Here is a 24,042-nt window from a genome sequence, read left to right on the forward strand (position 1 = left end):
GTTAATGCGACAAAGTCCAGATTCGTCTTGAAATTAACTGGGATTTTCTCAGGAGTCTGAGCGCCGGCCGCGAGCGCGCATAGCCACCGCGGCACCTCCGGCCAGCAGTAGAAGCGTGGCCGCACCAATGGCGCCGCTGGTATCGCTGCCGGTGTCGGGGAGTTTTTGAGCGGTCGCCGCGCCCTTCGTCACGGGAGCTGCGCTGTTCGCCGCGGGTGCGCCCGTCGCTGTTGCCGCGCACGTGGCCGCGGGCGTGTTCTTCGCTGCCGGGGCCTGCTGGCGCGCGGCGGCGAGTTCCTGCTCAGCCGCATGCGCAGCCACGCGTGCCGCGCCGAGCCGCTGCTGCGCCTGTTCCTGCGCGGCTTGGGCCTGCCGCAATCCTTCCTGCGCGGCAGTCACCGCGGCGGCGGCTTTCTCCTGCGCGGCCCGCGCTTCTTCGGCTACTTCACCAGCAAGCCGCGCGGCCTCGGTGGCCTGCTGCAACCGAGCCGAACGCTCATCGTATTTTTGCGCCTCGGAGATCAAGCGTTCCAGCTCAGCCTGCTGGTGCGCGGCCGCTCGCTGCGCATTTTCCGCAGCTTTCACTTTCTCCGCTTCAGCGGTTCGCGCGGCTTCCAGCTGCGCGTTCGCGGTCTGCACACCCTGTTCGGCCCGAGTCATGGCCTCCCGAGCCGCCGCCAGCTCCCGCTTCGCCTCCGCGTGCTGGGCCGCCGCCTCCGCGTGGCGCGCCTCCAACCCGGCGGTCTTACCCTTCGCGCTGGCGAGCTGCATGGCCGCCTCCGTGTGACGCTCCTGCGCCGCATCCCGCTCCGTCTTGGCTTGCTGGGCCGCTTCCTTCGTACCGAACGTCGCCGCATCAACTTCCGCCTGCGTGGCCGCGAGCTTTTCCCGCGCTTCTCGCACGGCCTGCTCCGCCTGGCTGGCCTCCGTGGCCGCGTTCCGCGCCGCCTCCTCCTTGCGCTGGAGCTCCGCCTGCGCGCGGGTCTGAGCCTCGGCACGCTGCGCGGTCACCTCCCGCGCCTCCTGCAGCTGCTGCTCCGCCTTATTCTGTTCGACGACGGCGCCATCACGCTCCGCCTTCTTCGGATCACGCAGGTTGATCGCGGCATCGCGCTCCGTAACAGCTACCTCGTGATCCTGTTCGGCTTGGTGGTACTTTGCTTCTTTGGCTTCCGCGTCGGCTTGGAGCTGCTTGAGTTCCTGGCGCTGCTGCTCCAGGGAATTCCTAATGTCCTGGTTTTCTTTAGCAGCTTTCTCTAGCGTTTTCACCCACGCTTCACGGTCTTTAGCGTCGTTCTTTGCCTTCTCCCAGAGAGCCTTCGCCCGCTGCTTGGCATTCTCAAGCACCTTCACCTCAGCGGCCTTGGCCGTAACATTCTCCTCCAGCGGGGCAAGCTCAGCATCCAGCTTCTCTACCCGCGCCTGCGCCTGGGCCGCTACCCCCTCGGCCGCAGTTACCACCTGCTGAACCTTCTGCGCATCCTGGGCGGCATTCACGGCAGCCTCCTGCGCGCGCAGGGCTTCCTGGCGGGTAGTTTCACGCGCGGCAATCTTGCCTTCCGCGGCCTTGGTGGCGCCTGCCAGCTGGCTAGCGGCGTCGTCGATCTTCCCCTGTTCACCGCGAACGGCAGCATCGCGTGCCGCTTCGGCCTGGTGTAGATTCTCCTCCGCTTCAGCCAGCTTTGCCTTCGCGGCAGCTTCCGCGGCCCCTAGTTTTTCGACCTCCGCAGCCAGGCGAGTCTTATCGGCCTGGGCGCTGGCTTCGGCCGTTTCCGCGCGTGTGACAGCCTGCGCCGACGCCTCCACCGCGGCGGTTTTCTCCCGCAGCGTTTCCTGCTGGGTTTCATGATTCGCAGCGGCCTGCCGGGTGTGCTTGGCGGCGGCATCACGCTCGGCGGCAGCAGCCTCGGCTCGTGCCACGGAATCCTTCGCGTTTTCCTGTGCGGTGGGGAGTTGATTCTTCGCGGCGGTACCCGCTTCTTTGACCTCGTCGACGGCGCGCTGGGCGGCCAGTTTTTCAGCTTCGGCAGCACCGAGCTTTTCCGCGGCATTCTTCGAGGCCGTGGCAGCTGCCGCGGCGGCGGTTTCCGCTTCTTTCAAGGCGCGCTGCGCGGTCGCGGATTGCGCAGCGAGGCGATCCACCTCCGCCTGGTGCGTCTGGACCGCGGCACGGGCAGCCGCGACTTTCTGCTCCGCCTGGGCGATATTGGGTTGTGTTTGCGGCTTGGTGGCCGCGGCACTGGAGCCGGAGAGCGGCTGGGCCTGCGCGGCACCGGCCGGAACAAGGGCAACGGCCACCCCAGCGGTGAGGGCGGTCGCGAGGGCGCGGTGAGTGTGGGACCTCATCGTGTTCCTTTCAGGGAATTCGTCTAGGTGAGCCTGGCGCTCGGGCCAGATCGAGGAATGTACGGGGAATAGTTAAAGGCAGAAAATCAGGAGCGGACTTGGATTTTTCTGAGATTTCCTCAGGAGTGCTGCCCCGTGTCTACCACTGCGGGGCAGCACTCCTGATGCGGCGCGAAGCGCCACGTTACTTCTGTTATTTCAGTTATTTCGCCACGTGCCGGGCGCGCGAGCGACCCAGCACCACTGCCCCACCGGCCAGCAACAGGAGCGTGGCCACACCAATGGAACCGAGTGCTTCGCTGCCGGAGGCCGCCAGTGCCGGTTTCGCGGGTGCCTGGTGGCCAGCTGCGCTTTCAGGGCGAGCAGCCGGTGTTGCGGGGACCTTCGGCTGGGCCTGAGGTGCCGCGGGCTGCGCGGCGGGAGCTTCAGGCTTGGGTGCGGGCGCACCCGGCTTTGTGTCGGGCTTGGTATCCGGCTTAGCTTCCGGCTTGACCTCAGGTTTCACCTCGGGCTGGCCGGGTTTTACCTCCGGCGCACCAGGCTTAGTCTCCGGCGTGCCCGGCTGATCGGGTTGATCCGGCTTTTCCGGTTGTGGAGCGGGCTTCGTACCCGGCTGATCGGGCTTAGGCGCAGGCTTCACGCCCGGTACATCCGGTTTCGGCATATCCGGCTTCGGGGCCGGGGCCTGCTGCCGGGCGGCCGCAAGTTCTTGCTCAGCAGCGTGCAGGGCAACCGTCGCCGCACCCAGTTTCTTTTGCGCTTCGACCTGCGCGGCCTGCGCTTGCTGCGCTACTTCCCGCGCGGCGGTAACCGCCTGAGTTGCCTTGTTATGGGCCGCACGTGCCTCATCCGCCTTTTCACCGGCGAGCCGAGCCGCCTCAACAGCCCGCTGCAACGTGGCAGCGCGCTCATCGTACTTCTGCGCTTCGGCAATCAAGCGCTCCAGTTGAGCTTGCTGTTGCATGGCAGCCCGCTGCGCATTATCCAACGCCTGCGCGCTGGCTTTCTCAGCTTCCCGCGCAGTCTCCAGCTTCGTATTCGCGGCGCGCACACTCTCATCGGCCCGGGCCGCAGCATCGCGTGCTGCATTCGCATCCACCTTCGCCGCGGAGAGCTTCTTTTCCGCATCAGCCCAGCCCGGCTTCAATTTCTCTACCCGTCCCTTGAGCTCGGCAAGTTTCTTCACCGCATCCGCGTGCTGCTGCTCCGCGGTATCACGCGTGCCTTGCGCAGCCGTCACCTTTTCTTCCTGCGCTGCCTTGGTTTTCTCCGCCGCGGCAGTAGTTTCGGTTAGTTTCTGCTGGGCGTTTTGCAGATCGGTGGCTGCTTGCGTTGCCGCTGCCTCCGCTTGCTGCGCAGCGGTTTTCGCCTGCTCAGCCGCGGCCTTCTTGGTAGCGACATCAGCGTTAAGATCCGTGGCCGACTTCTGCGCTTCGGTCAGTTTCTTTTCAGCATTATCCTTTTTCACCAGGGCGCCAGCGCGCTCTTCTCGCTTCTTCTCATGCTTGGTAAGCGCAGCGTCACGTTCAGCAGCTAAGGTTTCGTATGCCACCTTAGCCTCGGTGTGTGTCTTCTTCTTTTCAGCCACCGTAGCTTCCAGTTTTTTCAGCTCGGCACGATGCTCTGCAAGGCGATCTTGCAACATCTTCTTCGCCTGATTCGGGGCAGTCTGGAGCGCGAACTCAACCTGTTTGATTTCCTGTTGTTTCGCCGTCACTTTACCTTGAGCGTTATCAAGCTCCTTTTTCGCATTATCCATAGGAGTCTTGAGCTTCTCCGCGGCTGCTACCTTCTGCTCCGCTGCCTTCTCCAGCTCGTTGAGTTCGGCACCCAGCCGTGCTTCTTCCCGCTTAGCCTCATCAGCCGCAGCCCGCGCTTTTTGCTGGGCTTCGTTAGCGGCCTGCAGCTTCCCTTCAGCGACCTGCTGCTCTTTCTCGGCGCGCTGCGCTTCTTGTTGCGCAGCGTCACGCTCCGCGGCCCTCTGCTCGGCAAGCCGCTGCGCATCATTCACCGCTCCGGTTTCAGCATCAACCTTCGCGCGATCATTCTGGAGCGCCTCATCGCGCTCCGCTTCGGCCTGGCGCAGTTTCTCCTGCGCCTCGGCAAGCTTCGTTTGGGCGGCCTTTTCTGCCTCCGCGAGATCCTTGACCTCCTGCTCCAAGCGCTTCTCATCCGCCTTGGCAGCAGCTTCAACTTCCTCAGCCTTGGTCAAAGCTTGAGTGGCAACTTCCACCGCCCCGGCCTTCTGCTGCGCCAGCTTCTGCTGTTCCCCGAGTTTCTCCGTTGCCCGCCCCAGCTCGGCGGTCGCTTCATCATGCTTCGTTTTTGCGGCGGCAGCACGCTCGGCAGAATCCTGCGCCTGAGCCCCCGCTTCCTGCAGCTGATTCTTGGCTGCCTCACCCGCTTCTTTCACCTCATCAACGGCGCGCTGCGCGGCATCGCGCTCTTTCTGAGCCGCACCGAGTTTCTCGGCGGCTTCTTGGGCGGCAGTAGCAGCTGTGGCCGCGGCGTTTTCCGCCTTCTTGAGGTCATCCTGCGCGGTGGAATTCTTCTTGGTGACCTGTTCGAGTTCCGCCTGGCGATTCTGGACTTCAGCCTGCGCCTCGGCCACGTTCCGTTCGGCTTCCTCCACGCTGAGCATCGGGCGCGCGGCATCGACCACGGGAGCGTCGCCCGCCCCGGAAACCGGCTGGGCCTGCGCGGCGCCGGCCGGAACAAGTGCAACGGCTACCCCGGCGGTGAGAGCGGTAGCGACGACGCGGTGAGTCTGGGACCTCATCGTTATCCTTTCAAGGAATATACATCTAGGTGAGAGTGGCACCCTTTGCCAGGGCCACGATTTTACGGGTAATAGTTAAGGGCAGAAAAGCCAGATTCGGCTTGGAATTTTCTGGGATTTTCTCGGGAATCCTGCCGCATTTTCACCACCCCACGCCCGCAATCCCCGTAAATAAGCGGATAATTGGTTAATTGCCATTATTTGCTCATTTCCACATTATTACCCATTCAACTTACGACCGGGCCTTCCGGCCCATGCCACACCACCCCTCGCCAATCCGTTTTGTGGCGCAGATTACTTTTAAGTCATAGACTGGCGTGATGAGGGTTCGCGTGTAGGCCGGGTGGCGCCCCGCTGCTGCGGCGTCGTACCTAAAACCCACGCCGGTACGCACACCCACATGGAGGAGGCAACCATGAAACGTTTGGCGCTTGTAACAGTCACCTGCGCCGCGGCGCTGATATTCGGCGCATGTTCGGGCAGCGCCACGCAATCCGCGCCACCGAACGCCGCGAGCGCACCCGCACATGCCCCCGCGAGCGCGGATTCGCCCTCCCGCTGCGCGCCCGCGGAAATGGACACCACCCTGGGCGATAGCGACGGGGCGGCCGGGCATCGGTATTACGTGTTGCGGGTGGAAAATACCGGCAAGGTACCGTGCTTCATTCCGGCACAGCTCGAGGTAACACCCATCAGCGCCAACGGGAATATGTTCACCGAGCCGGCGCCGGCGAACAGCGCGACCGGGGCGGATGTGGTGCTTGAGCCGGGCGAGCGGATCGCAATGGAGGTGGACACCATCAATCCCGGGATTGTGTGCCCGGAGAAAACCGTGTGGGAACTCAATCTCGCGGTGGGGTACACGGGTACCAGCATCCATTCCGTTTCTCACGGGGAGCAGATGAATTCGTGTTCGTCCGGGGAGGCCACGGTGAAGGTTGGGGATTTTGAGGTGGAGTAGGCGCCGAACTACTCGGCAACCTCGGAGAGTGGATGTTCGGTTCCCCCGCCCGCCTCAATCTGTTCCATCGCATCAAGCAGGCGCCGAGCATTTCGCGGCGAGCGCATGAGGTAGACCGTTTCACGCAGGGAGGTGTACTCGTCCAGCGATAGGATAACCGCAGGTTCCTGGCCGCTCCGGGTAATAATCACCGGTTCACAGTCATCAACCACGGACTGCAAAACGTCCGCGTAGTTCTTCAGCGAGTCTGAATACGTCATTGTTTTCATTGCGCACCCCCGGATATATCAGTGCTATCTACCCATAGAATAACAACTGTGCAGTGTTGCACAATCCGGGCACCGCGCCCGGCGATCCGCGAAGGAGAACCCCATGAAACGATTTACTCCCGCAGCCCTGGCCCTCGCGAGCGCCTTCGCGCTAACGCTTGCCGGATGCACGAATTCTGGCGGTTCGGCCGCATCACCCGATTCCAGCGCGGCGGCCACACCCTCCACAGACCACGCCCCCGCACCGGAGTTCGCGGCGCTGGCCAGCTCAAACCTGGCGCTCCCCGATTACCTCGCGCGGGCGATCCGCGACGGCGACGGCACCTACCCCGGGAAAGAACCCGCCCAGGTCACCGTGCCCTTCACCAACGGCACCACACTCCTCTACGACACCGAGCGCGGCACCCCCGCGCGCGAGCCCGTCACCGCGGGCGCCACCCCGAGCGGAAACCTCTTCGAAATCCGGATGGACGATCTAGGCTCCACCACCCTTGGCGGGGTACCCGTGCGCGGCGTGATTTTTACGAGCAGTATCCGCCACGCAGAACCTGAAGAAGCGCCGGGAACTCCGTCGGTCACCTTCGCGTGGTACGACGGCGCCAACCGGCCCATCGCCCAGATCATGCCCGAAGATTACCGGCACGGCAGCGCGCATGCTCCCCGAATCGAAGTGACGGATATACAGCCAGATCAGATCTCCCTGAGCTGGGCGCCGCTGGATAGTTTTGGTGGGCAGGCCAGCGTACGCGGACGTTTCACGTGGAACGGACACGAGTGGCTCCAGGATCAGGTCGAGTACACGCTGGCCGATGGCAGCGTCGTCGTGCAACCGAAAAATACCGAGCTGGAAGCGCTGGCAACTGCGGAGAAAGCACAGGAGGCCGGGATGCCCGCCGAGCTGGCCGGGCGTGTATTCGCGGCGGATACTCGGATTGCCGGGTGTTCACTGCGCGGGCCGGATTCGATCACGTACTTCCCCTACGCTTCCTTTATTGCGGATAACCGGGCGGATGCGGCGGCGGGCGCCGCGGATACAGGACGCGAACGCGGGCGCTCCGGGTACTGGATCGGAGAGCCCGCGGAAACCACACCGGCAAAGGCCACCGATATTCTGTGTGCGCTGGAGGGAAATGAGTTCGCCATTCTGGGCGGCAACCGCCGCGAGGCCGCGCAGCTGGTTCCCGAGACTCCGACCAAGCGTTTCGATTCCTACCTGGTGTTGGAGGGCAACCCGACCGGTGAGGCGCGGTTGAAGGAAATCGTTGCTGCGGAGAATGAATCATGAGCGCATACACTGCACGCGCTACCCGCGAGGACGGCTGGTGGGTAGTCGAGGTGGACGAAGTTCCCGGGCTCTTTACCCAAAGCCAAAACCCGGAGGATATTCCGGATTTGGTGCGTGATGCCCTTGCGCTCTTCCCCGAAGCGGAACGGAATCCGGCTAGCGCCCACGTTCGCGTTATCATGCCGGACTGAGCCAGCCCGCGGCAGACATGGCGAAGGCCGGGGGTCCACGCTCCCCCGGCCTTCTCACGACTCTCGCGCTAGAACCGAGGATGGAATGGGAACCATCCGGGTTCATCTTGGCTGCGACTGAGCCTGTCCCCGGGAGATAACCAGTCTCCCGGCAGCGGAACGGGTCCACGCCTCCCGTTGCTTTCCGCTGACATGTTCTATATAACCGGAGCTTCCCTAAAATACCATGCACCGAGGCTGGAATTTTCCTGGGAATCTGAGACCGTTTCACCACGCTTTCCGAAGCTGGATACAATAGCCGGTGTTTGTGACATGCCGTGCGGGATCCGTACATCCGGCCCCACACCCGGCCCACAAAAGTAGCGTTCCAAAGAAGGGAAGAGCCGTGCCGCATATGAACGTCGAGTCTTTCAACCTCGACCACCGGAAAGTTTCCGCACCCTACGTGCGGGTTGCCGATATCAAACGCCTGCCGCACGGGGACGTCCTCACCAAATACGACATTCGCTTCTGCCAGCCCAATAAAGAGCATCTGACCATGCCGGTCATTCACTCCATCGAGCATTCCTTCGCTGAATACTCGCGCAATCACAGCGACGCCGTGGTCGATTTTTCCCCGATGGGCTGCCAAACCGGCTTCTACCTGCTGCTCGCCGCAGAACCGGACGTACCCGGCACCTGCGAGCTGGTGGAACAAACCTTCCGCGATATCCTGGCCGCCACCGAAGTCCCGGCCGCGAACGAAGTCCAGTGCGGCTGGGGTGCCAACCACAATCTCAAGGCCGCCCAAGAAGCGGTGGCCGCCATGCTGGCCGGGCGCGCGACCTGGGAGCAGGTGATGGCCAAGTGAGCCGCGCCTGCGCCCTCGCCCCCGGCGGCACCCGGCTGCGCGCCCTCATCATCGCAGCTCAAGACGAAGAAATCGTGCCGGTCCTCGCGGCCCTACGCGCCGAACCTTTCTGCGCCACCACCCCGGCCACCGCCGAATCCCTCCAGTCCATCTTCCCCACCGAGCTGCGCGGCGCATCCGGCGTGAACGTCCCCACGAACCTCGGTCCGGTTCTCTGCCTGCGCACCGGCATTGGCCTGGTCGCCACCGCGAGCGCACTCGGCTGGGCGCTGGCCCGCTACCGCCCCGAGGTCATCATCTCGGCCGGGTCCGCCGGCGGCCTGGCTGCCGATATCCGGGTGGGCGACGTCGTTGCCGGAACCCGCTACCGCTACGGACGCGCGGACGCAACCGTCTTCGGCTACGCACCCGGGCAGGTCCCCGGTGCACCCGAGTATTTCGAAGGCGACGCAACCCTCCTCGCCGCGGTCCCGGAGAATGCGCGCCGCGGCGAAGTCCTCTCCTCCGATGCCTTTGTCACGGCCGCGAATGTAGAGGATACCCGCACCCGTTTCCCGGACGCACTGCTCACCGATATGGAATCGACCGCCGCCGCGCATACCGCCGCGCTCGCGGGCATTCCTTTTATCACGATCCGTTCCGCCTCGGATCTATGCGGCCCGCAGGCCGGGATCGACTATCACATCGGCATCGACGAAGCCGCCGACCTTTCCGCGCGCGCGGTCACGGCCACCCTCGCGCGCCTGGCGGAAACTTCGCCGTGGCACGGCACCGCGAGTGGATCACGCACCCGCAGCCTGCCGCCGCGTTTTTCACACCTCGCACTCGAGGCCGCGATTCTCTATGTTTTCGGCCGTGTTCACGCCACTGAGGGCGACGACGCCGCAGCGCCCGCCGCCTCACTTGATGCGGAAATGGTTGCGGATGTGCGCAGGGCGCTCGGGGATTGCGCCCTGGACGCGGACGAGGTGCTCGCCTGCATCGCCCGGGCCCAGCGCGCTATTGCGGCCGATCCGCAGCTCACCCTCACGGCAAAGCAGTACGACGCCGAACGCCTGGCCGTCACGGAACAGGCAGGCGCGGAATCCGGGCGCGGGAAACTGACCTGGCCACCCACCTCGCAAACCGTAATCAAGCGTTTTTCCGGGTATTGGAACGAGGCGCTCCAGGCGGTCGGGCTCTCCGTGAGCAGCGGGCGCAAACGCGGTGCCTTGAAATTCACCACCCAGGATTATGTAGATGCGTTGCGCAGCCACGCTATCGCGGCGCGGCGCAACGGCAAGAACGTCAGCTACAACGGGTACGTGGAGTGGCTGGCCGATTCGGGCAACCAGGGCACCTACCCCTCCGGGGCCGCGATTCGCCAGCGCTTTGGCTCATGGTCCGCGGCGCTGGCCGAAGCGGGAATTAGCTAGCCGAAACAGGGCTGAGCTAGCCCGGCGCTGCGCGCCTAGTACACCGCGCCTAGTACACCTCGGTGGCGCCGATCTGGTCGAGCATCCACGCCACCTCTTCGGCGCGCTCCCGCCAGGCGTCATAACGCCCGGTTTTCCCGGCGTGCCCGGCCACCATCTCGATGCGTTCCAAGATGGGGCGGTCCGGGCTGGGCTTGGTTTTCTCGCGCAGCACCTGGACCCACTTCGTGGGCTCCACGTAGAGCACCCGAATATCGTTGAGAGACGTGGTGGCCAACACCGCCGGGTAACGCACGCCTTCGCGCACATTCTCCACCGGGCTGTAGTCCTTCATATAGGCATACACCTCCGGAGAAGCCACCGGGTTACCCCATTCTTCCCACTCGCCCACCGTCAGCGGGAGCTCCGGTTTAAGAATGGTGGTCAGCGCATCCACGAAGGGCACCGCGGCATGCACGGCTCGGAAAAGCTCGGGGGCCTGGTTGATCGCCGCACCGATCAGCAGGCCACCGGCGCTGCCACCTTCCGCCACCAGGCGATCAGGTGCCACCCAGCCGGAGTCGATAAGCCACCGCGCCGAATCCACGAAATCATTAAATGTGTTTTTCTTGCGGAGGAGTTTTCCGTCGTCGTACCACCGGCGCCCCAGTTCACCGCCGCCGCGGATATGCGACCACCCGATAACGACGCCGCGGTCGAGCAAGCTCAAACGGTAAATAGAGAAATAGGGCTCGTTCGACACTTCGTAACTGCCGTAACCGTAGAGGTAGCCGGGATTGGTGCCATCCGGGTGGATATCGGCACGGCGCACCACCGTGAGGGGGATCTCCACACCATCGCGGGCGGTCACCCATACCGCATCCTGGGTGTACAGCGAGGGGTCATAACCCGGGATATCAAGAGTGCGCAGCACCTCAATATCACCGGTGCGCGGGTCGAAGGCCTTTTGGGTGGGCGGCTCCAGGATGGACTGCTCCGTGAAGACCACCCGCGAAGTGAACCAATTGCCCTCCGGGTAGGTTTCCACGAAGCTTCCCTCACCGGTGGGGATAGCCACCGGGGCACACCAGCCGTGGTTGGGACGTGCCGCGGCCGGTTGGGCGGGCGCCGTGGTGGCGGCGTCGTTCCCCGAAACCGCGCGGGCATCTGCACTGACCGTTGCCAACGGGGCCGAACCGATAGCGCTGGCGGCAGAAAGTGGACGTTCGCGGCGCATAACCCGCAACTGCGTTTGGCCTTCGGAACGCATCGAAATAACGGCGTGGCCGGCGTAGGCCTCCACGTAATCGACGCGCTCACCCTCCGCGGGCACGAAAATGGGATCCCACTCTTCCGGGGTGGAGGTGCGCAGCGGCGCGGAAGCCACCTCGAAATCGGGGCGGTTGGCGTTATGGACGATAAGGACCTGATCGCCGGCGGGCTCCGCGGTGTATTCCAAACCCTCGCGGCGCTCCAAGACCTTGACGCGCTGCTCGATATTCTCTGTGGAAATAAAACGCACATCCGAGGAGGTCACCGAAGCGGAGCGAATAATAATCCACTTGCCGTTGCGGGACTGTTCGTGATCAACGGAGAAACGCTCGTCGTTTTCCTGGAAGAGGACCGTGTCATTAAAATCACCGATGCGGTGGAGGTTGACCTGCCACTGACGCCAGGAATCATCAACGCGCGAGTAGGCAACCGCGCTGGAATCGGCCATCCAGGCTAGGCCGTAGCCAATATCGCGCACGGAATCATCAACGATCTGGCCGGTTTCGATATCGAAAATGCGCAGGGTGAAATGCTCATCGCCCGTGAAATCCACGCTCATGGCGCCGAGCTTGCCATCCGGCGAGGGCATGAATCCGCCGCAGAGGAAGAATTCTTCCCCGAGGGCGAGCTCGTTACCGTCCCACACCGGGAATTCCGGGAAAGAGGTGTTCAGGTCCGGGCGGGCGGCTCCGCGGGCCGGGGTGCGGAACATCGCCGGGTACTGCCGATCCTGGAAAGTGCGCCGGTAGTACCACCAGTCTCCCACCCGGTAAGGAAGGGCGCGGTCAGCCTCCTTGGTGCGCGCCTTGAATTCGGCCACGAGGTTATCGCGCAGGTCGCTCAGACCCGCGGTTTGCTCCCGGAAATAGGCGTTTTCGGCGTTGAGAAGCGCGCGGACATCCGGATCGGATTTATCACGCAGCCACTCGTAATTATCCACATAGGTGTCGCCGTGGAAAGTGCGTTCGGTAGGGATTTTCTTCGCGATCGGGCCGATAGTCATGGAGGGATTCTACTGGACAGGAGGTGATTGGTGCGCGTGGGCGTGCGCTGTTGCACGGCACCGTGCGCGCGGGTGTGTGGTACGACGGCGCAGCCGCCGGCTAGCGCGGACGTCGTCACGTTAGCGGGCAGAAGGGAGCGGGCGGAAGGGAGCGAGAATCTCACAAACCTCAGCAGTCACACCAGCATCTGGGGATGGAGCATGTGTTGTCCGGGCTGTACTTCGCGTGTACGACATTTGCAGTACAGCCCGGAAAAACACCCCGCCCCGCCGGCTAGGGCACCTGGGCGCCGAGGGGATGGGCCACAGGATGCAAATTGGGGAACATCGGGATCTTGTAGTGCAAGCCCAGAACAGAAAACGGGCCACAATGGTGTGTAGATTTGCATCCTGTTGCGGGCCAGTTGAGGTTTACAGACCTATAGGGCCCACAACCGGGGCCTATAGGCCAAAAAATGAGGACCAGCCCTGGACTACTCCAAGGAGCAGCGGTACCGGTCTTGGTGAGATAACTTTACCGGATCATCAAGAAAACGCGAGCCTGCTTGGATTCTAGTCAGAATCTACTCACGCCAGGGCGGCTTTGAGCAGGTCGCGGGCCGTTGAATGGCTTTCTTCGCTGCCGGTTTTCCGGCTTCCGAACGGAACTACGCGCGGTTAGCCGCGGCGGGAGAATTCACGGGAACGGGCGACGGCGAGGGAATCGACCAGCTCGTTGGCGGCATCACCAGCGTGGCCTTTGACCCACTCCACTTCGGTGCGGCCGGTGCGGGACTCGTACAGCGTGAGGAGGCGCTCGACGAGATCACGATTCTTCACCGGCTTCCCGTCCGCCTTCTTCCAGCCCTTCGCGCGCCAACCGCGCGCCCATTTCGTCATGACATTAATGACGTACTGCGAATCCGCGCGGATAAGCAACGGCGCTTGGGTACCGTGCTGAGCCGCCACATATTCCAGACCCTCGATGAGCGCCGTCAGCTCCATAATATTATTCGTGGTGCGGGCCGCTCCTCCGCTATCCCGCGCCCCGCTGAGCTGCTCAACCCAGGCCCAACCACCCGGTCCCGGATTCCCCGAGCACGCCCCATCGGTGGCAAGCACCGCGGCAAAACCCGGGCGCGGGCTGCCGACCGGGCTACCGCTCCCGGCCGCCTGGGCCGGAGCGGGGCTGGCTGCGGCGGCGTCGTACCCCTCATCTTCATCCATGCCCGCGAGCGGCAGCAGACCCTGCACCTCGTTATTCACAGCCTCCGCGGTGGCTGTGCCGCCCGCATCAGTATCCACAACCGCGCGCAGCAAGCGTTCGGAATCCGCGTGCCACAACACCCCGCTTTCGCGCCCCTCATCAGCTAAACCGTGGCGGGAAGCGAGCGGGGACGGCGCGGCGCCGTCGGCCAAACCTAAACGTTCGAGGGCGGCGAGGGTAGTGAAAGTATCCGTGCCGCAACGTTCGGCCAATTCAGCGGTTGTTAACCAGGTTGTCATAGCTTTAGGGTAGCGTGCCGGGCGGTGCGACCACGCATCCCGGGGATTCCGCGCAGTTATCCACAGGGCGTGGCCGCGGGCGCGCAAGGCCACCGGCCCTGTGCATACGCGCACGAAAACCGTTCCTGCCCGGTACCCTTGTACTAGGGAACCCTGTTCGGACCCAGAATAAGGAGAATAATGCTCAACCTAGCTGAATATCGCGACGCCCTGAAGCTCGACGACGAGTGGCCCGCGCCCGCCCCCTCGAAGCGCACCGACCGGGAACTTTTTGAGATTGCCTTCGGCGGTCTGGATGGCGACCTGGCGAAAATGACCGACCGGGAGCTGTTCACCGAACTCAACCACCGCCTCATCCAGCGTGATCCTGAAGAAGTTAATGAGGATGTGTCACGCGCGATTGACGTGCTGCTCTACCGGCTTTCCGGCTACCTCGGCCGCACCGAGGCACGCCACCTGGCTCGTATTTCTGACATGATGCCGGAATCGGAATACCCCGCTCGGGATAAGACGGTCATCTGGCGCGGGGATGCGCGGGAACTCGTGGTGGACGCGGTGGTCAATGGGGCGCGCCCGAACCTGCTGGGCTATCGTGATTACAATAAGCCCTCTATTGACCAGGCGATTCACGGCCAGGCCGGCCCGTGGCTGCGCAATGATTGCGCCACCCTGTACTCGATGTCGAATCGCGAACTGGAACCGGGCGAAGCGGCGCTGACCCGCGGGTATCGCCTGCCGGCACGCTACGTGCTCCACACCCTGCCGCCCACGGTGGAAGGTGAGGTGACGGATGCGGATCGCGCGGCGCTGGCCAGCTGCTACACCCGCTGCCTGGATCTGGCTTCGGAGAAGGGCGATATTACCTCGGTGTCCTTCTGCTCGCTGGCCACCGGCCATTCGCATTTCCCCTTCGCGGAAGCCACCCGGATTGCGTTGGATACCGTGGCGCAGTGGCTGCACCAGAATCCGCGCTCGAATGTGAATCTGGTGGTCTTTGATATCTTCGCTGATGAAGATGCGGAACATTTCGTGCGCACGATTGAGCGCTGGGTGGAGGAATAATGAGCCAGGGAACTCCTGACTCCGTGGATCGCGGCCAATCTGGGTTCCAGGGTCAGTACGGTGCGCCCGCAGCGGCGGGTTCGGATGCGGGCGTGGGCCCTGATCCGAGCGTCGGTGCGGCCGGGGGCGCTGCTCCCAGTGCGGGCACCGGTGCTGACCCAGCCGGCCCGGCGTGGCCGCCTTCCGCACCTCCCGCGGTTCCTGCTGGGGAACAAGAACAGCACCCCAGCAGCCGCGGCTTCTGGGTGATGATCACCGTGCTGGCGATTATTGCCCTGGTGGTTTTCGCGGTGCTGCTCACCCTCGGCTCGTCCAACGGGCGTTTCGGGGGCAGCGCAGCGCCGCACCCCACCGCTACCGCCACCGCACCGGCCACGCCTGGAGCAGGCGCGCCGGGCCAGGGCGGATCGGGCCAGGGCGCGCCGGGAACCATCCCGAATACCGCGCCCGGCCCCGTCGAAACACGCTATACCCAGCTCGCCACGGATCGCGGCTGGGTTGCCGGTCAGGATTACATTCCCACTCAGCCCGATGAGATTCGCACCCAGCTCCAGGCTCTGCCGCAGCTGGAGCCGTCCTCCGGGCAAACCGCAGGGGATCCCAAGGCCCCTGTGCACGTCACGATCTACTCTGATTACGCGTGCAGTTTCTGCAATAAACTCCACGCGGAATCCGTCCCGCAGCTCCTGGAACTGGCCAAGAAGGGCGATATTTACTTGGCTTACGTGCAGGTCCCGATTTTCAAGGACACCGTGTCCAGTGATCGCGCAGCCGCCGCCGCGCACGCGGCCGGATTGCAGGGAAAGTTCTGGGAATACTCGGCTCTTCTTTTCGACGGCGCAGCTGCCGCCGGCCACGACCCTGACAAGGCCGCGTCAATGTTCTCCGATGAAAACCTCGATGCTTTCGCCAGCCAGGCAGGCTTGGATGTGGAGGCTTTCCGGGCTGCGCGTGACAGCTCCGAAACCACCAGCTTTATTGCCGCCCAGGAATCTTTAGGCCTAGAAACCCTGGGGCTGCGCGGTACCCCGGCGATTATTATCAACGGCACCGCGAGCACCGGCTACCAGCCACTCTCCGCGATCACCAACACGATTGAGCTGGAAAAGGCGCTCGTGGACTCGGCGGGTTAAAGATCCTAGGCAAGCTACACTCAACGAAGATCAACAGATAGAAAGCGGAGTATCCGTGGTACGTGCCCGACGCTAAAACCTCCCCATCCGGTGAGGCTGCGCCCCAGAAACACTTGAGGTGTCTCGGTTCATAACCGCGGCACTCTTTTGGGCACCTTATATACAGATATTTCGGGTAGTCCTGTTATTCCAACGCCCTATTACCGAGTATCGCTTTTCATGTCCTGCGAGCTTGGCCTCTCCGGTATGCACATCCCCTATGGCAGTCTTTGCATATTTTGGAGGTAAGCGTTCATGGATACCCCTCTCCTCGAAGCTATCGAGGTAGAAAAAATCTACCCGAAGAAATCAACACCGGCCCTGACCGGCGTCAATCTTGCCCTCTACCCGGGCGAATTAGTTGCCGTTATCGGCCATAACGGAGCGGGAAAATCCACACTCTTCGATATCCTTGGTGGGCTTATGAAACCCACCCGCGGCACGGTCACTAATTCCGTAGCCGAAAGCGCTATCGGCTGGTGCCCGCAGCGCGAGATTATCGACTGGTCCCTGACCGTGGCGCAAAACATCCTCGTGGGCCTTGATCTGCGGGGTAACCGTTGGCATCGCCGTGCCGAAATTGAAAGCATCGCCGCAGTTCTGGGCCTTTCGCGTTTCCTTGACCGCACCGCGGAAACCCTTTCCGGCGGGGAATTACGCCGCACCCAAATCGCCCGCGCGATTATCGGCGAGCCCCGCCTCATGATTCTGGACGAGCCAACCACCGGCCTGGATCCCACCGGCATTGACACCGTGTTCAGCTACTTGCACTCCCGGGTGGAAGAAGGGCGCACCGTGCTGGTCAGCACCCACGAAACATCCAAGTTTTCCGAGTATTGCACCCGGGTTATTGCTCTGCGCGCCGGGCGCATTATCGCTGATATGCCCGCAGGGCAGTTTATGGCTCATTGCCCTGGCAGCACCGACCTGTGGGAAGCCCTCAAGGCGTTCGAGGCCCTCGAATCACCCATGAATCCGGAAGCCGCTGCAGCCACAGAAGCAGAAGAAGGAACCCCGCTCCCATGAAAAAATCACTTATTCTCACTAAGTACCATATTGCTTCCCTATGGAATTGGCGCGGCGTCTACCTCGGCCGCATCGTCGAACCGCTGGCATATTTCGTATTCCTGGTTGTCGGTATTTCCGGGATGCTCGACAGCGCGCAGAGCCGTAACTACCTCAGCTACGCCTTCACCGGCATCGTCTGCCTTCTGGCGTTCCGCGCTTTCGGCTACGCCACCTCCGATATCTCCAATGACCGCAAATGGGGGGTGTACGCGATTTTCATGATGCAGGGCGGGAAGGTGTGGGGCTATCTCGTGTCGATTATCGCGGTGGCATCCCTTGTTTTCCTTGTCCAATTCACAGCGGTAGCCTTCGCCTACCTGGGCATATCTGTTGCGAGCGGATCCGGCGTGGACGGTGCCGCTCTTGTGACGGGGCTGCTCATTGCGTTTCTGGTTGTGTGGGGCTGGGTGAGCCTGGGCGCCGCGGTAGGCGCCCAGGTCAATAGTTACGCGGCGCGCGATATGCTCTCCACTTTCACCACGCTGCCGGTGGTGCTCTCCGCCCCGCTTTTTTACGAGCTCAGCTCCGCGCCCACGTACCTCCAGGTCATCGCGCGCTGCAACCCGCTCACGTATCACGTGCAGTGGATGCGCGCCCCGGCAGCTGCGGATTTCGTGTACGCGCTACTCTGGGTTGGAACGACGACGGCGCTAGCCCGCTACGCCCTCAGCCGCGCAGATAGGCTCAGCTCCGAGCGCTAACCTCCCCGGCCTGGCGGCGCGGGGCTTTCATGAATACTTCACAGGGTATGTGCAAAACTCGTAACCTCGCCTCACACCTCCGGCGCATCGACGGCCTGCCACATCTCCCACAGCCGGGCGTATTCCCCGCCGCGCGCCACCAGCTCATCGTGGCTGCCCAGTTCAGCAACCCGCCCGTCGATCATGACGGCCACCCGGTCCGCGGAATGGGCACTGTAGAGGCGATGCGCGATGGAAATAACGGTGCGCCCTTCCAGCACCCGTGCCAGGGCGCGCTCTGCCGAACGCGCCGCATTCGGATCCAACATTGCGGTGGCCTCATCCAAAATAAGGATCTGCGGGTCCAGCACAATAATGCGCGCCAGCGCTAGCTGCTGGGCCTGCGCGGGAGAAAGTTCCCGCGCCCCACCGGCCAGGCGCTCCTCCAGCGGCAGATCCAGTTCCACGGCCGCGAGCGCGGCCCGCATCTCCTCCTCGCTGGCATCCGCGCGGGCCATGCGTAGGTTATCGGCCACCGTTCCCACGAATACATGATGTTCCTGCGTCACCAGCGACACCGTGGAATGCAGGTGATCCTCACGGATCCGAACAGCATCCGCCCCGCCAATCCGCACGGTTCCGGATTCGGGCCGGTTAATACCGGCAATCAACCGGGCCAGCGTTGATTTACCCGCCCCGGAGGGCCCCACGATAGCCAGATGCTCCCCGCTGCGCACCTCCAGATCCACGCCCTTGAGCGCGTAGGCGCGTGGCTCGCTCGGCCCGGCGTCGTCGTGCTGGGTGCGACCGTAACGGAAACGCACCCCGCGCAATTCGACGTCCGTTCCGCGCGGCACCTCGGGGCGCGACTCCGGCGGCACCGTATCCACGCCGAAAATGCGAGCGAAAGACACCAGGGAATACTGCAATTCGGTGATGAACCAGCCGAGCTCTTCGAGCGGGCCCGCCAATTGGATCGCGAGCATCGTGACCGTGATGACTTCCCCAAGGGTGGCGGCGCCGCGCGGGATGAGCAACGCACCCACCAGCGGCGTCACCAAAACCGGCAACCACACGGACAGCGCCACGCCGGCGCGGAACAGCCACACAATCCCCGCGCCGTACGTTTCCACCCGCACGTGTTCCTCGATGAAGGTGCCCAGGCGCCCGAGGCGCACCCGGCCCAGGTTGAGGGCATCCACCGTGGTTTTTTGAGTCACGGTTTCGGAAACGGAACCCGCGAAAGCAGCGCGCACCGCGCTCCCGGATTGAAACACCGGGACGATGCGGCGCAGGAACCAGCGCACCACCGCGACCACCAGCGCCGTGAGGAAAAGCGTCCAGCCGAGGGCCGGGGCGGCCAGCAGCGCCGCGCCCAGCGAAACACAGACGGTGGTCACCAGCACCACGAGACTGGAAATTCCGCGTTGGATGAAGAATTGCACGCGGGTGATATCGTCCGTGGTGCGGCCCAGGAGATCCCCGGAACCGGCGCTTTCCACCAGGTCAAGGGGCAGGTGGGTGATGCCGTGAACAACGCCATCACGCAGCTGGGCGAAGATGCGGTTGCCGAAATATTCCGCGCGCAAGTCCGCGAGGAACGTGAACAGCGTATGGACCGCGACCGCTCCGAGCATCAGGGCGATGAGCCCGGCCGCGCGGGCGGCTGCTTCCGGGTGGCCGGCGATATCTATGGCCCGACCGATCACGATAGGCGAGATGACGGCCGCGATCGCCGCCACTAGTTGCAGGCCCACGACCAGGCTGAATTCACCCAGACGCCCGCGGACAATGCGCAGCAGTGCGCGCACGGAAAAACGGCGCGATGCGATAGGAAGGATCATGCCAGCTCCTCTCCGGTTTCCCGCACCACGATGCGGCGGTAGTCCGGGTGGTCGAGTAGGTGCGCGTGCGTGCCGCGCGCGATTTCTTTACCGTCACGAATAAGAACGACGACGTCAGCCGCCCCCAGCACCAGCGGCGATGCCGAAACAACCACGGTGGTGCGCCCCTTCCGAGCCCTGGCTAGAGCAGCCGCGATACGAGCCTCGGTGTGGGAATCCACCGCGGAGGTGGGATCCACGAGGATGGCGATATCCGGGTCGCTGGCCAGCAAGCGGGCCAGCACCAGGCGCTGGCGCTGCCCACCCGACACATTGCGGCCGCGCTCGGTCACCGCGCCGTCCAGGCCGCCCAGCGAATCCACGGCATCGCGGGCCTGGGCTGCGGCCAGCGCGGCGGTGAGGCGATCATCGGCGCTGGTATCCGCGGGGGCGTGCTGGTGGCCGGCCTGCCCGCTCGAATAATCCTCGAAAAGCTGAGCGAGGGTGCGGGCCGGAACCTCCGGGGCGTGCTCGCCCTGCAGGTTCTCGCGCAGGGTACCGGCGAAAAGATCAGCAACCGGCCCGGAATAGCGGATATGGGCGCGCAGTTCATCCAGGGGAATATCGACGGCGCGGGCGTCGCCCGGGGTGAGCGCCGCGCCCGGCTCACCGTCAGCTGGCGGAGTGGGCCAGCGCAGGTGAATGTCGGCGTCGTCGTTCATCCGCGCGAGCCTTGCCGCAATGGCGGTACCCTCCTCCACGTTCTCGCCCACCACGGCGGTGAAACGCCCGGCTTCGATGTGCAAGTCCGCCGCGGCGTCGTACAGCGACACGGTGCTCCAGGCCAAGGGAATCACGGTGCCGGTATCGGGCAGCAGCGGTTCTGCGGCAAGCGCGCGGGTGATTTTTTTGGCGCTCACCCAGGCGCCCACCGCGGTCGCCGCGAAGCTCGCGAACATGACGATCGGCATGGAGAGGATGGCGCAATAGCCGGCGAACGCGAAGAGTTCGCCGGCGGTGAGGTGGCCGCTCAGCAGCATGCTCACTCCCACGGTGACGATGACCGCCTGGAAAATAAGCGGACCGCCGTTCGTAACCGTGGACATGAGAGCGCGCGAGGGTGCGGCGTCGAAACCGGCCTTTTTGACCGCTTCCGATTGTTCGCGGTAGCGCGCATTGTAGTAATCTTCCCCGCCGACGCCGCGCATGACCCGCAGCCCGACCACGCCATCCGTTGCCAGGGTGGTGAGTTTGCCCTGTTCTTCGCGCAGCGGTTCACGCCATTTGGCCATGACGCGCGAAATCCAGGAGATGACCGCCATAACGAGCGGCAGGCCGATAATCACCGCGAGGCCGAGCGGCACGCTCATCCGCATCATGAGCACGGCCACCAGCCCAAAGGATAGGAACGACGCGAGCGTTGCCGGCGTATTGATGAACATCGAGCCGACCATATAGGTATCCGAGTTGAGCACGGAGACGACATCCCCCGTTTGCATCTCCAGATTGGTGCGGCGCGGGAAAAGCCGGGCGGCGAGGGTACGCTGCGGATTAATCATCGTGCGCATCCAGATCACATTTTCGGGGATTTCCGTGCAGAGCGTTAGGGCAAGAACAAGGGTGGCGACGACGAAGGCCCCCGCCGGGGCGAGGAGCTCGGACGTGATGCCGTGCTCCAGCCCGGAATCTAGCATTTTCCCGACGAAGTGAATCTGGCTGACGCTTGCTACCGAGGTCAGGCAGGCGATGAGCGTGGTCAGTGCGATCACCCCGGCATTTTCGCGGCCAACGGCGAGGAGGAACGCGAGGGAGCGATTCGGGTAGGCGTGAATATGTTCTTCAGAGAAGCGCAGCGAACGCGGGCGGAAGCCGGCGAAGCGGGAGATATGCGGGGTGGATGTGGAGGCGGTCGAGGGCTGGGTCATGGGTTCCTCAAAATGCTGTGGTTCAAATATTCCGTGGAGCTGGATCAGGATGTGGATCCGAAGCCGAGCTAGAGCCGAGCGAGTTCGGGGCTGGAGCTGAGCGGAGCACGCAAAAGTTGCGGCGGTACGAGGAGCTGGCGCGAGGGCGCCGATGTACCTACCGGTGAGTGCTGCGTGCGTGACCTGGCGTGACTGCCGCGCTTCAACGCGAGGCGCCACGCCGATCTGCAGGAATAGTTAAATGCCCATGGGCGAAATCGTAGCACAGAAATTTCGGGGGCCGCGCGCCACTTGTTCGGTAGCCACGCGCAACCCTGTTCAGTGGTCACGTGCAACTCTGTTCGGTAACCGCGCCTGAAACTCGAACGTTCCGGATACCAAAGGATCCGATAAACCAATGAACCATAAACCGGGTGCCCTATAACTCGAGTCTCAGGAGTCACACCTGTACCTGAGGAGGGACTATGTGTTGTCAGAGCTGTACTTCGTATGTACGACATCCGCAGTACAGAACTAAACTTGAAAGCACCACCTTGACAGGTGTAGTCCATGGACTACACTTAATGTGTGCAGATTATTTCTAGTAGCGCCTTTGAATCTTGGTTGGACAACCTGAAAGACACACACGCTCAGCGCCGCATCCTGCACGCAATTACCCGGTGTGAAGCACACGGGAAAATGGTAGGAGATATCAAATCGGTAGGCGGGAAGGTCAGTGAGATGAGATTTCACTTCGGCGCTGGCTATCGGATCTACTACACACAATTTGGCAATGTCACGGTTTTCCTTTTGGCTGGTGGAGATAAATCAAGTCAAGATAAAGACATCCGGGTCGCCCGCGAGCTCGCTAAACAAGTACTGGAGGAACTTCTATGAGTAAGGTTACTTTTTCCGCATTTGACGCAAGTAAATACCTTGATAGCGAGGAGGCCATTAACGATTATCTAGCCATCGCACTTGAAGACGGCGACACGAAAACTGTACAGCTTGTGCTGCGGGACATTGCGCGCGCACGTGGCATGAGCCAGCTCGCAAAGGATACTAACCTTAATCGTGTTTCCTTGTATAAGTCACTTTCCAAAGACGGAAATCCGTCATTCGAGACCATAACAAAAATCATGAAAGCACTCGGGTTGAAACTTACCCTTGCTTCCCGTGCGGCATAATTGAAGTAGTCCAGGTTGTATTCCAATGGAGTCAGTGTGAAAAATCTGTTCCGCTCCAAAAAGTCTGCGACTTAATGGTCATCAGTCCTTTTTCCCGCACCATTCGCAGGCAATACCATCCCCGTCGGCATCAAGCTCAGGCCCGTAACCAATCTCGTCAGAGCGTAACGGGCGCCCTACGAGGAGACACACCTGCCTGCAATTTTTATAATGCACCACGTCCATAACCGGTGAGTTCTGGGGCTCTTCTTCCACATATCCTTGCGAACTGTATTCTTCAACAGCCGCATACTGGTCTTGGGAGTATTGGCTCCCTTCATATTCCCCTTCTTCACCAGCAAGGTATACCGAAGCCTGGTCATCATGAGCTTCAACATCGGATTGCACAACACCTGCCGGCGTAGGCGATGGACTGGGAGAGACAGTAGCCGTTGGTGTGGAAACCGGTTTTGTATAGGTTGGTTTCGGTGTTGCACCACGCTTAGATGGAGTAGCCGACGGGAACGGACTCGAACGGGGAGTTTCTAAGGTAGGAGCCGGGGACGGAGCGGTAGACGCAGTATCGGGTTCAGGCATCACGTTCGAGGCTGTTATTACAACAGCCAACCAGATAATAATCTGTGGCAAAGTGTGCGATTTCGAGCCGAATAACTTCGCGATAATGTAGCACAAGAGGGTAAAGAAACCGATCGTTCCCCAAAAATTAGCGGTAGAGTCCGGGAAGAGAACCGTGAGAACAAGAGCGAGGATTCCGTAGAAAATTCCAGCGCTCGACGCATCCTCTGAAAGTGACGACTCGGCAACATCCATGCCGACATTGTATGGAAAGGTTGGGTTAATAGGGGGGTAAATAGACAGAAATGGCTACTAATACCGGGATTCTCCACCCGCTAGACAGCACAGAGCCGCACCCGAAGATGTGGCTCGTGATTTGCGAAGGCGAAAATATCGCCTTAACCGCTACCGCTTCCGCGGGCGGGTAGCTGGGTGCCGGTTTAGTCCGAGGCAAACTACGTATTGAGTATCACAGTTCTGCGGTGCTGCCGTCCAGAGTTGAAACGGGTAAGCAAAAATAACTGAAGGATTACTACCACGGTGTGATGCTACCGATTTGTGGCGCGATATCACGGAAATCTATTGCCATGACCAACTGTGGTGCTCAAGGGGGGAGTTGAACCCCCACGCCCTCACGGGCACACGGACCTGAACCGTGCGCGTCTGCCTATTCCGCCACTTGAGCAAGTGCACGTATGAGCTTATCGTCTCATCCGCGATTAGTCCAAGTTTTTGCAGCACGAATTTACGTGAGAC

19 protein-coding genes and 1 tRNA gene are annotated in these 24,042 nt (G+C 62.4%); 11 read left to right on the forward strand and 9 right to left on the reverse strand.

The window, feature by feature from the left end:
* Positions 1–48: 48 nt before the first annotated feature.
* Together ACTFPK_RS05215 and ACTFPK_RS05220 are read right to left on the reverse strand one after the other, a co-directional pair.
* Positions 49–2,346 (reverse strand): LPXTG cell wall anchor domain-containing protein, encoded by a 2,298-nt coding sequence (locus ACTFPK_RS05215; protein ID WP_439911262.1) that lies wholly within the window; start codon positions 2,344–2,346, stop codon positions 49–51.
* A 202-nt stretch (positions 2,347–2,548) separates the two neighbouring features.
* Positions 2,549–5,125 carry a hypothetical protein gene (locus tag ACTFPK_RS05220; protein ID WP_439911263.1) on the reverse strand — a complete coding sequence of 859 codons (2,577 nt, stop codon included), beginning with the start codon at positions 5,123–5,125 and terminating at the stop codon, positions 2,549–2,551.
* Positions 5,126–5,540: 415 nt separating this feature from the next.
* Between ACTFPK_RS05220 and ACTFPK_RS05225 the strand changes: the two genes are divergently transcribed.
* On the forward strand, positions 5,541–6,086 hold the full coding sequence (locus ACTFPK_RS05225) for a DUF4232 domain-containing protein (RefSeq protein ID WP_274732475.1): 546 nt from the start codon (positions 5,541–5,543) through the stop codon (positions 6,084–6,086).
* An 8-nt stretch (positions 6,087–6,094) separates the two neighbouring features.
* Here ACTFPK_RS05225 and ACTFPK_RS05230 read toward each other — a convergent pair whose 3' ends face one another.
* Complete coding sequence (locus tag ACTFPK_RS05230; protein ID WP_311373507.1) at positions 6,095–6,346, reverse strand: type II toxin-antitoxin system Phd/YefM family antitoxin; 252 nt, start codon at positions 6,344–6,346, stop codon at positions 6,095–6,097.
* Positions 6,347–6,458: 112 nt separating this feature from the next.
* Between ACTFPK_RS05230 and ACTFPK_RS05235 the strand changes: the two genes are divergently transcribed.
* The 4 genes from ACTFPK_RS05235 (at position 6,459) to mtnN (ending at position 10,096) form a co-directional block, all read left to right on the forward strand.
* Positions 6,459–7,640 (forward strand): hypothetical protein, encoded by a 1,182-nt coding sequence (locus ACTFPK_RS05235; RefSeq protein ID WP_274732477.1) that lies wholly within the window; start codon positions 6,459–6,461, stop codon positions 7,638–7,640.
* Positions 7,637–7,831 (forward strand): type II toxin-antitoxin system HicB family antitoxin, encoded by a 195-nt coding sequence (locus tag ACTFPK_RS05240; protein WP_274732478.1) that lies wholly within the window; start codon positions 7,637–7,639, stop codon positions 7,829–7,831. Before ACTFPK_RS05235 ends, ACTFPK_RS05240 begins: the two co-directional genes overlap by 4 nt.
* Positions 7,832–8,225: 394 nt before the next feature.
* Positions 8,226–8,681, forward strand: a complete 456-nt coding sequence (locus ACTFPK_RS05245; protein ID WP_126135944.1) for an S-ribosylhomocysteine lyase — start codon at positions 8,226–8,228, stop codon at positions 8,679–8,681.
* Positions 8,678–10,096, forward strand: a complete 1,419-nt coding sequence (mtnN, locus tag ACTFPK_RS05250) for a 5'-methylthioadenosine/S-adenosylhomocysteine nucleosidase (RefSeq protein WP_274732479.1) — start codon at positions 8,678–8,680, stop codon at positions 10,094–10,096. The genes ACTFPK_RS05245 and mtnN overlap by 4 nt, the downstream gene beginning before the upstream one ends.
* A 49-nt stretch (positions 10,097–10,145) precedes the next feature.
* Here the strand turns inward: mtnN and ACTFPK_RS05255 are convergent, their stop codons facing one another.
* Both ACTFPK_RS05255 and ACTFPK_RS05260 read right to left on the reverse strand, forming a co-directional pair.
* Positions 10,146–12,350, reverse strand: a complete 2,205-nt coding sequence (locus ACTFPK_RS05255; RefSeq protein WP_439911264.1) for a S9 family peptidase — start codon at positions 12,348–12,350, stop codon at positions 10,146–10,148.
* Between the two features lie 657 nt (positions 12,351–13,007).
* Positions 13,008–13,835 (reverse strand): ribonuclease H family protein, encoded by an 828-nt coding sequence (locus tag ACTFPK_RS05260; RefSeq protein WP_439911265.1) that lies wholly within the window; start codon positions 13,833–13,835, stop codon positions 13,008–13,010.
* Positions 13,836–14,015: 180 nt separating this feature from the next.
* Here ACTFPK_RS05260 and ACTFPK_RS05265 point away from each other — a divergent pair, with 180 nt between their 5' ends.
* The 4 genes from ACTFPK_RS05265 (at position 14,016) to ACTFPK_RS05280 (ending at position 17,838) form a co-directional block, all read left to right on the forward strand.
* A complete protein-coding gene (locus ACTFPK_RS05265) occupies positions 14,016–14,897 on the forward strand; it encodes a macro domain-containing protein (protein ID WP_126135926.1) in 882 nt (293 codons plus the stop codon).
* A complete protein-coding gene (locus ACTFPK_RS05270) occupies positions 14,897–16,030 on the forward strand; it encodes a DsbA family protein (protein ID WP_439911267.1) in 1,134 nt (377 codons plus the stop codon). The genes ACTFPK_RS05265 and ACTFPK_RS05270 overlap by 1 nt, the downstream gene beginning before the upstream one ends.
* Positions 16,031–16,324: 294 nt before the next feature.
* Positions 16,325–17,095 (forward strand): ABC transporter ATP-binding protein, encoded by a 771-nt coding sequence (locus ACTFPK_RS05275; protein WP_439911268.1) that lies wholly within the window; start codon positions 16,325–16,327, stop codon positions 17,093–17,095.
* On the forward strand, positions 17,092–17,838 hold the full coding sequence (locus tag ACTFPK_RS05280) for an ABC transporter permease (RefSeq protein WP_439911269.1): 747 nt from the start codon (positions 17,092–17,094) through the stop codon (positions 17,836–17,838). The genes ACTFPK_RS05275 and ACTFPK_RS05280 overlap by 4 nt, the downstream gene beginning before the upstream one ends.
* A 71-nt stretch (positions 17,839–17,909) precedes the next feature.
* Here ACTFPK_RS05280 and ACTFPK_RS05285 read toward each other — a convergent pair whose 3' ends face one another.
* Positions 17,910–19,661: an ABC transporter ATP-binding protein gene (locus ACTFPK_RS05285; RefSeq protein WP_439911271.1), complete on the reverse strand. Its 1,752-nt coding sequence runs from the start codon at positions 19,659–19,661 to the stop codon at positions 17,910–17,912.
* Positions 19,658–21,565: an ABC transporter transmembrane domain-containing protein gene (locus tag ACTFPK_RS05290; protein ID WP_439911272.1), complete on the reverse strand. Its 1,908-nt coding sequence runs from the start codon at positions 21,563–21,565 to the stop codon at positions 19,658–19,660. The genes ACTFPK_RS05285 and ACTFPK_RS05290 overlap by 4 nt, the downstream gene beginning before the upstream one ends.
* 567 nt (positions 21,566–22,132) lie before the next feature.
* Between ACTFPK_RS05290 and ACTFPK_RS05295 the strand changes: the two genes are divergently transcribed.
* Positions 22,133–22,441 (forward strand): type II toxin-antitoxin system RelE/ParE family toxin, encoded by a 309-nt coding sequence (locus ACTFPK_RS05295; RefSeq protein ID WP_439911273.1) that lies wholly within the window; start codon positions 22,133–22,135, stop codon positions 22,439–22,441.
* Positions 22,438–22,731, forward strand: a complete 294-nt coding sequence (locus ACTFPK_RS05300; protein ID WP_439911274.1) for an addiction module antidote protein — start codon at positions 22,438–22,440, stop codon at positions 22,729–22,731. The genes ACTFPK_RS05295 and ACTFPK_RS05300 overlap by 4 nt, the downstream gene beginning before the upstream one ends.
* Before the next feature lie 81 nt (positions 22,732–22,812).
* On the opposite strand, the gene ACTFPK_RS05305 is transcribed toward ACTFPK_RS05300, so the two are convergent.
* Together ACTFPK_RS05305 and ACTFPK_RS05310 are read right to left on the reverse strand one after the other, a co-directional pair.
* Positions 22,813–23,541, reverse strand: coding sequence for an excalibur calcium-binding domain-containing protein (locus ACTFPK_RS05305; protein ID WP_439911275.1), 729 nt, complete (start codon positions 23,539–23,541; stop codon positions 22,813–22,815).
* A gap of 343 nt (positions 23,542–23,884) precedes the next feature.
* A tRNA-Leu gene (locus ACTFPK_RS05310) sits at positions 23,885–23,971 on the reverse strand.
* Positions 23,972–24,042: the final 71 nt, after the last annotated feature.

Source organism: Actinotignum sp. UMB0459 (assembly GCF_051905915.1).
GTDB classification, from domain to species: domain Bacteria; phylum Actinomycetota; class Actinomycetes; order Actinomycetales; family Actinomycetaceae; genus Actinotignum; species Actinotignum sanguinis.

What these genes read in the sequence shown, in the direction of transcription:
- ACTFPK_RS05215 (WP_439911262.1), bottom strand. Translation starts at nt 2,346, where the DNA reads ATGAGGTCCCACACTCACCGCGCCCTCGCGACCGCCCTCACCGCTGGG.
- ACTFPK_RS05220 (WP_439911263.1), bottom strand. Translation starts at nt 5,125, where the DNA reads ATGAGGTCCCAGACTCACCGCGTCGTCGCTACCGCTCTCACCGCCGGG.
- ACTFPK_RS05225 (WP_274732475.1), top strand. Translation starts at nt 5,541, where the DNA reads ATGAAACGTTTGGCGCTTGTAACAGTCACCTGCGCCGCGGCGCTGATA.
- ACTFPK_RS05230 (WP_311373507.1), bottom strand. Translation starts at nt 6,346, where the DNA reads ATGACGTATTCAGACTCGCTGAAGAACTACGCGGACGTTTTGCAGTCC.
- ACTFPK_RS05235 (WP_274732477.1), top strand. Translation starts at nt 6,459, where the DNA reads ATGAAACGATTTACTCCCGCAGCCCTGGCCCTCGCGAGCGCCTTCGCG.
- ACTFPK_RS05240 (WP_274732478.1), top strand. Translation starts at nt 7,637, where the DNA reads ATGAGCGCATACACTGCACGCGCTACCCGCGAGGACGGCTGGTGGGTA.
- ACTFPK_RS05245 (WP_126135944.1), top strand. Translation starts at nt 8,226, where the DNA reads ATGAACGTCGAGTCTTTCAACCTCGACCACCGGAAAGTTTCCGCACCC.
- ACTFPK_RS05255 (WP_439911264.1), bottom strand. Translation starts at nt 12,350, where the DNA reads ATGACTATCGGCCCGATCGCGAAGAAAATCCCTACCGAACGCACTTTC.
- ACTFPK_RS05260 (WP_439911265.1), bottom strand. Translation starts at nt 13,835, where the DNA reads ATGACAACCTGGTTAACAACCGCTGAATTGGCCGAACGTTGCGGCACG.
- ACTFPK_RS05265 (WP_126135926.1), top strand. Translation starts at nt 14,016, where the DNA reads ATGCTCAACCTAGCTGAATATCGCGACGCCCTGAAGCTCGACGACGAG.
- ACTFPK_RS05270 (WP_439911267.1), top strand. Translation starts at nt 14,897, where the DNA reads ATGAGCCAGGGAACTCCTGACTCCGTGGATCGCGGCCAATCTGGGTTC.
- ACTFPK_RS05275 (WP_439911268.1), top strand. Translation starts at nt 16,325, where the DNA reads ATGGATACCCCTCTCCTCGAAGCTATCGAGGTAGAAAAAATCTACCCG.
- ACTFPK_RS05280 (WP_439911269.1), top strand. Translation starts at nt 17,092, where the DNA reads ATGAAAAAATCACTTATTCTCACTAAGTACCATATTGCTTCCCTATGG.
- ACTFPK_RS05285 (WP_439911271.1), bottom strand. Translation starts at nt 19,661, where the DNA reads ATGATCCTTCCTATCGCATCGCGCCGTTTTTCCGTGCGCGCACTGCTG.
- ACTFPK_RS05290 (WP_439911272.1), bottom strand. Translation starts at nt 21,565, where the DNA reads ATGACCCAGCCCTCGACCGCCTCCACATCCACCCCGCATATCTCCCGC.
- ACTFPK_RS05300 (WP_439911274.1), top strand. Translation starts at nt 22,438, where the DNA reads ATGAGTAAGGTTACTTTTTCCGCATTTGACGCAAGTAAATACCTTGAT.
- ACTFPK_RS05305 (WP_439911275.1), bottom strand. Translation starts at nt 23,541, where the DNA reads ATGGATGTTGCCGAGTCGTCACTTTCAGAGGATGCGTCGAGCGCTGGA.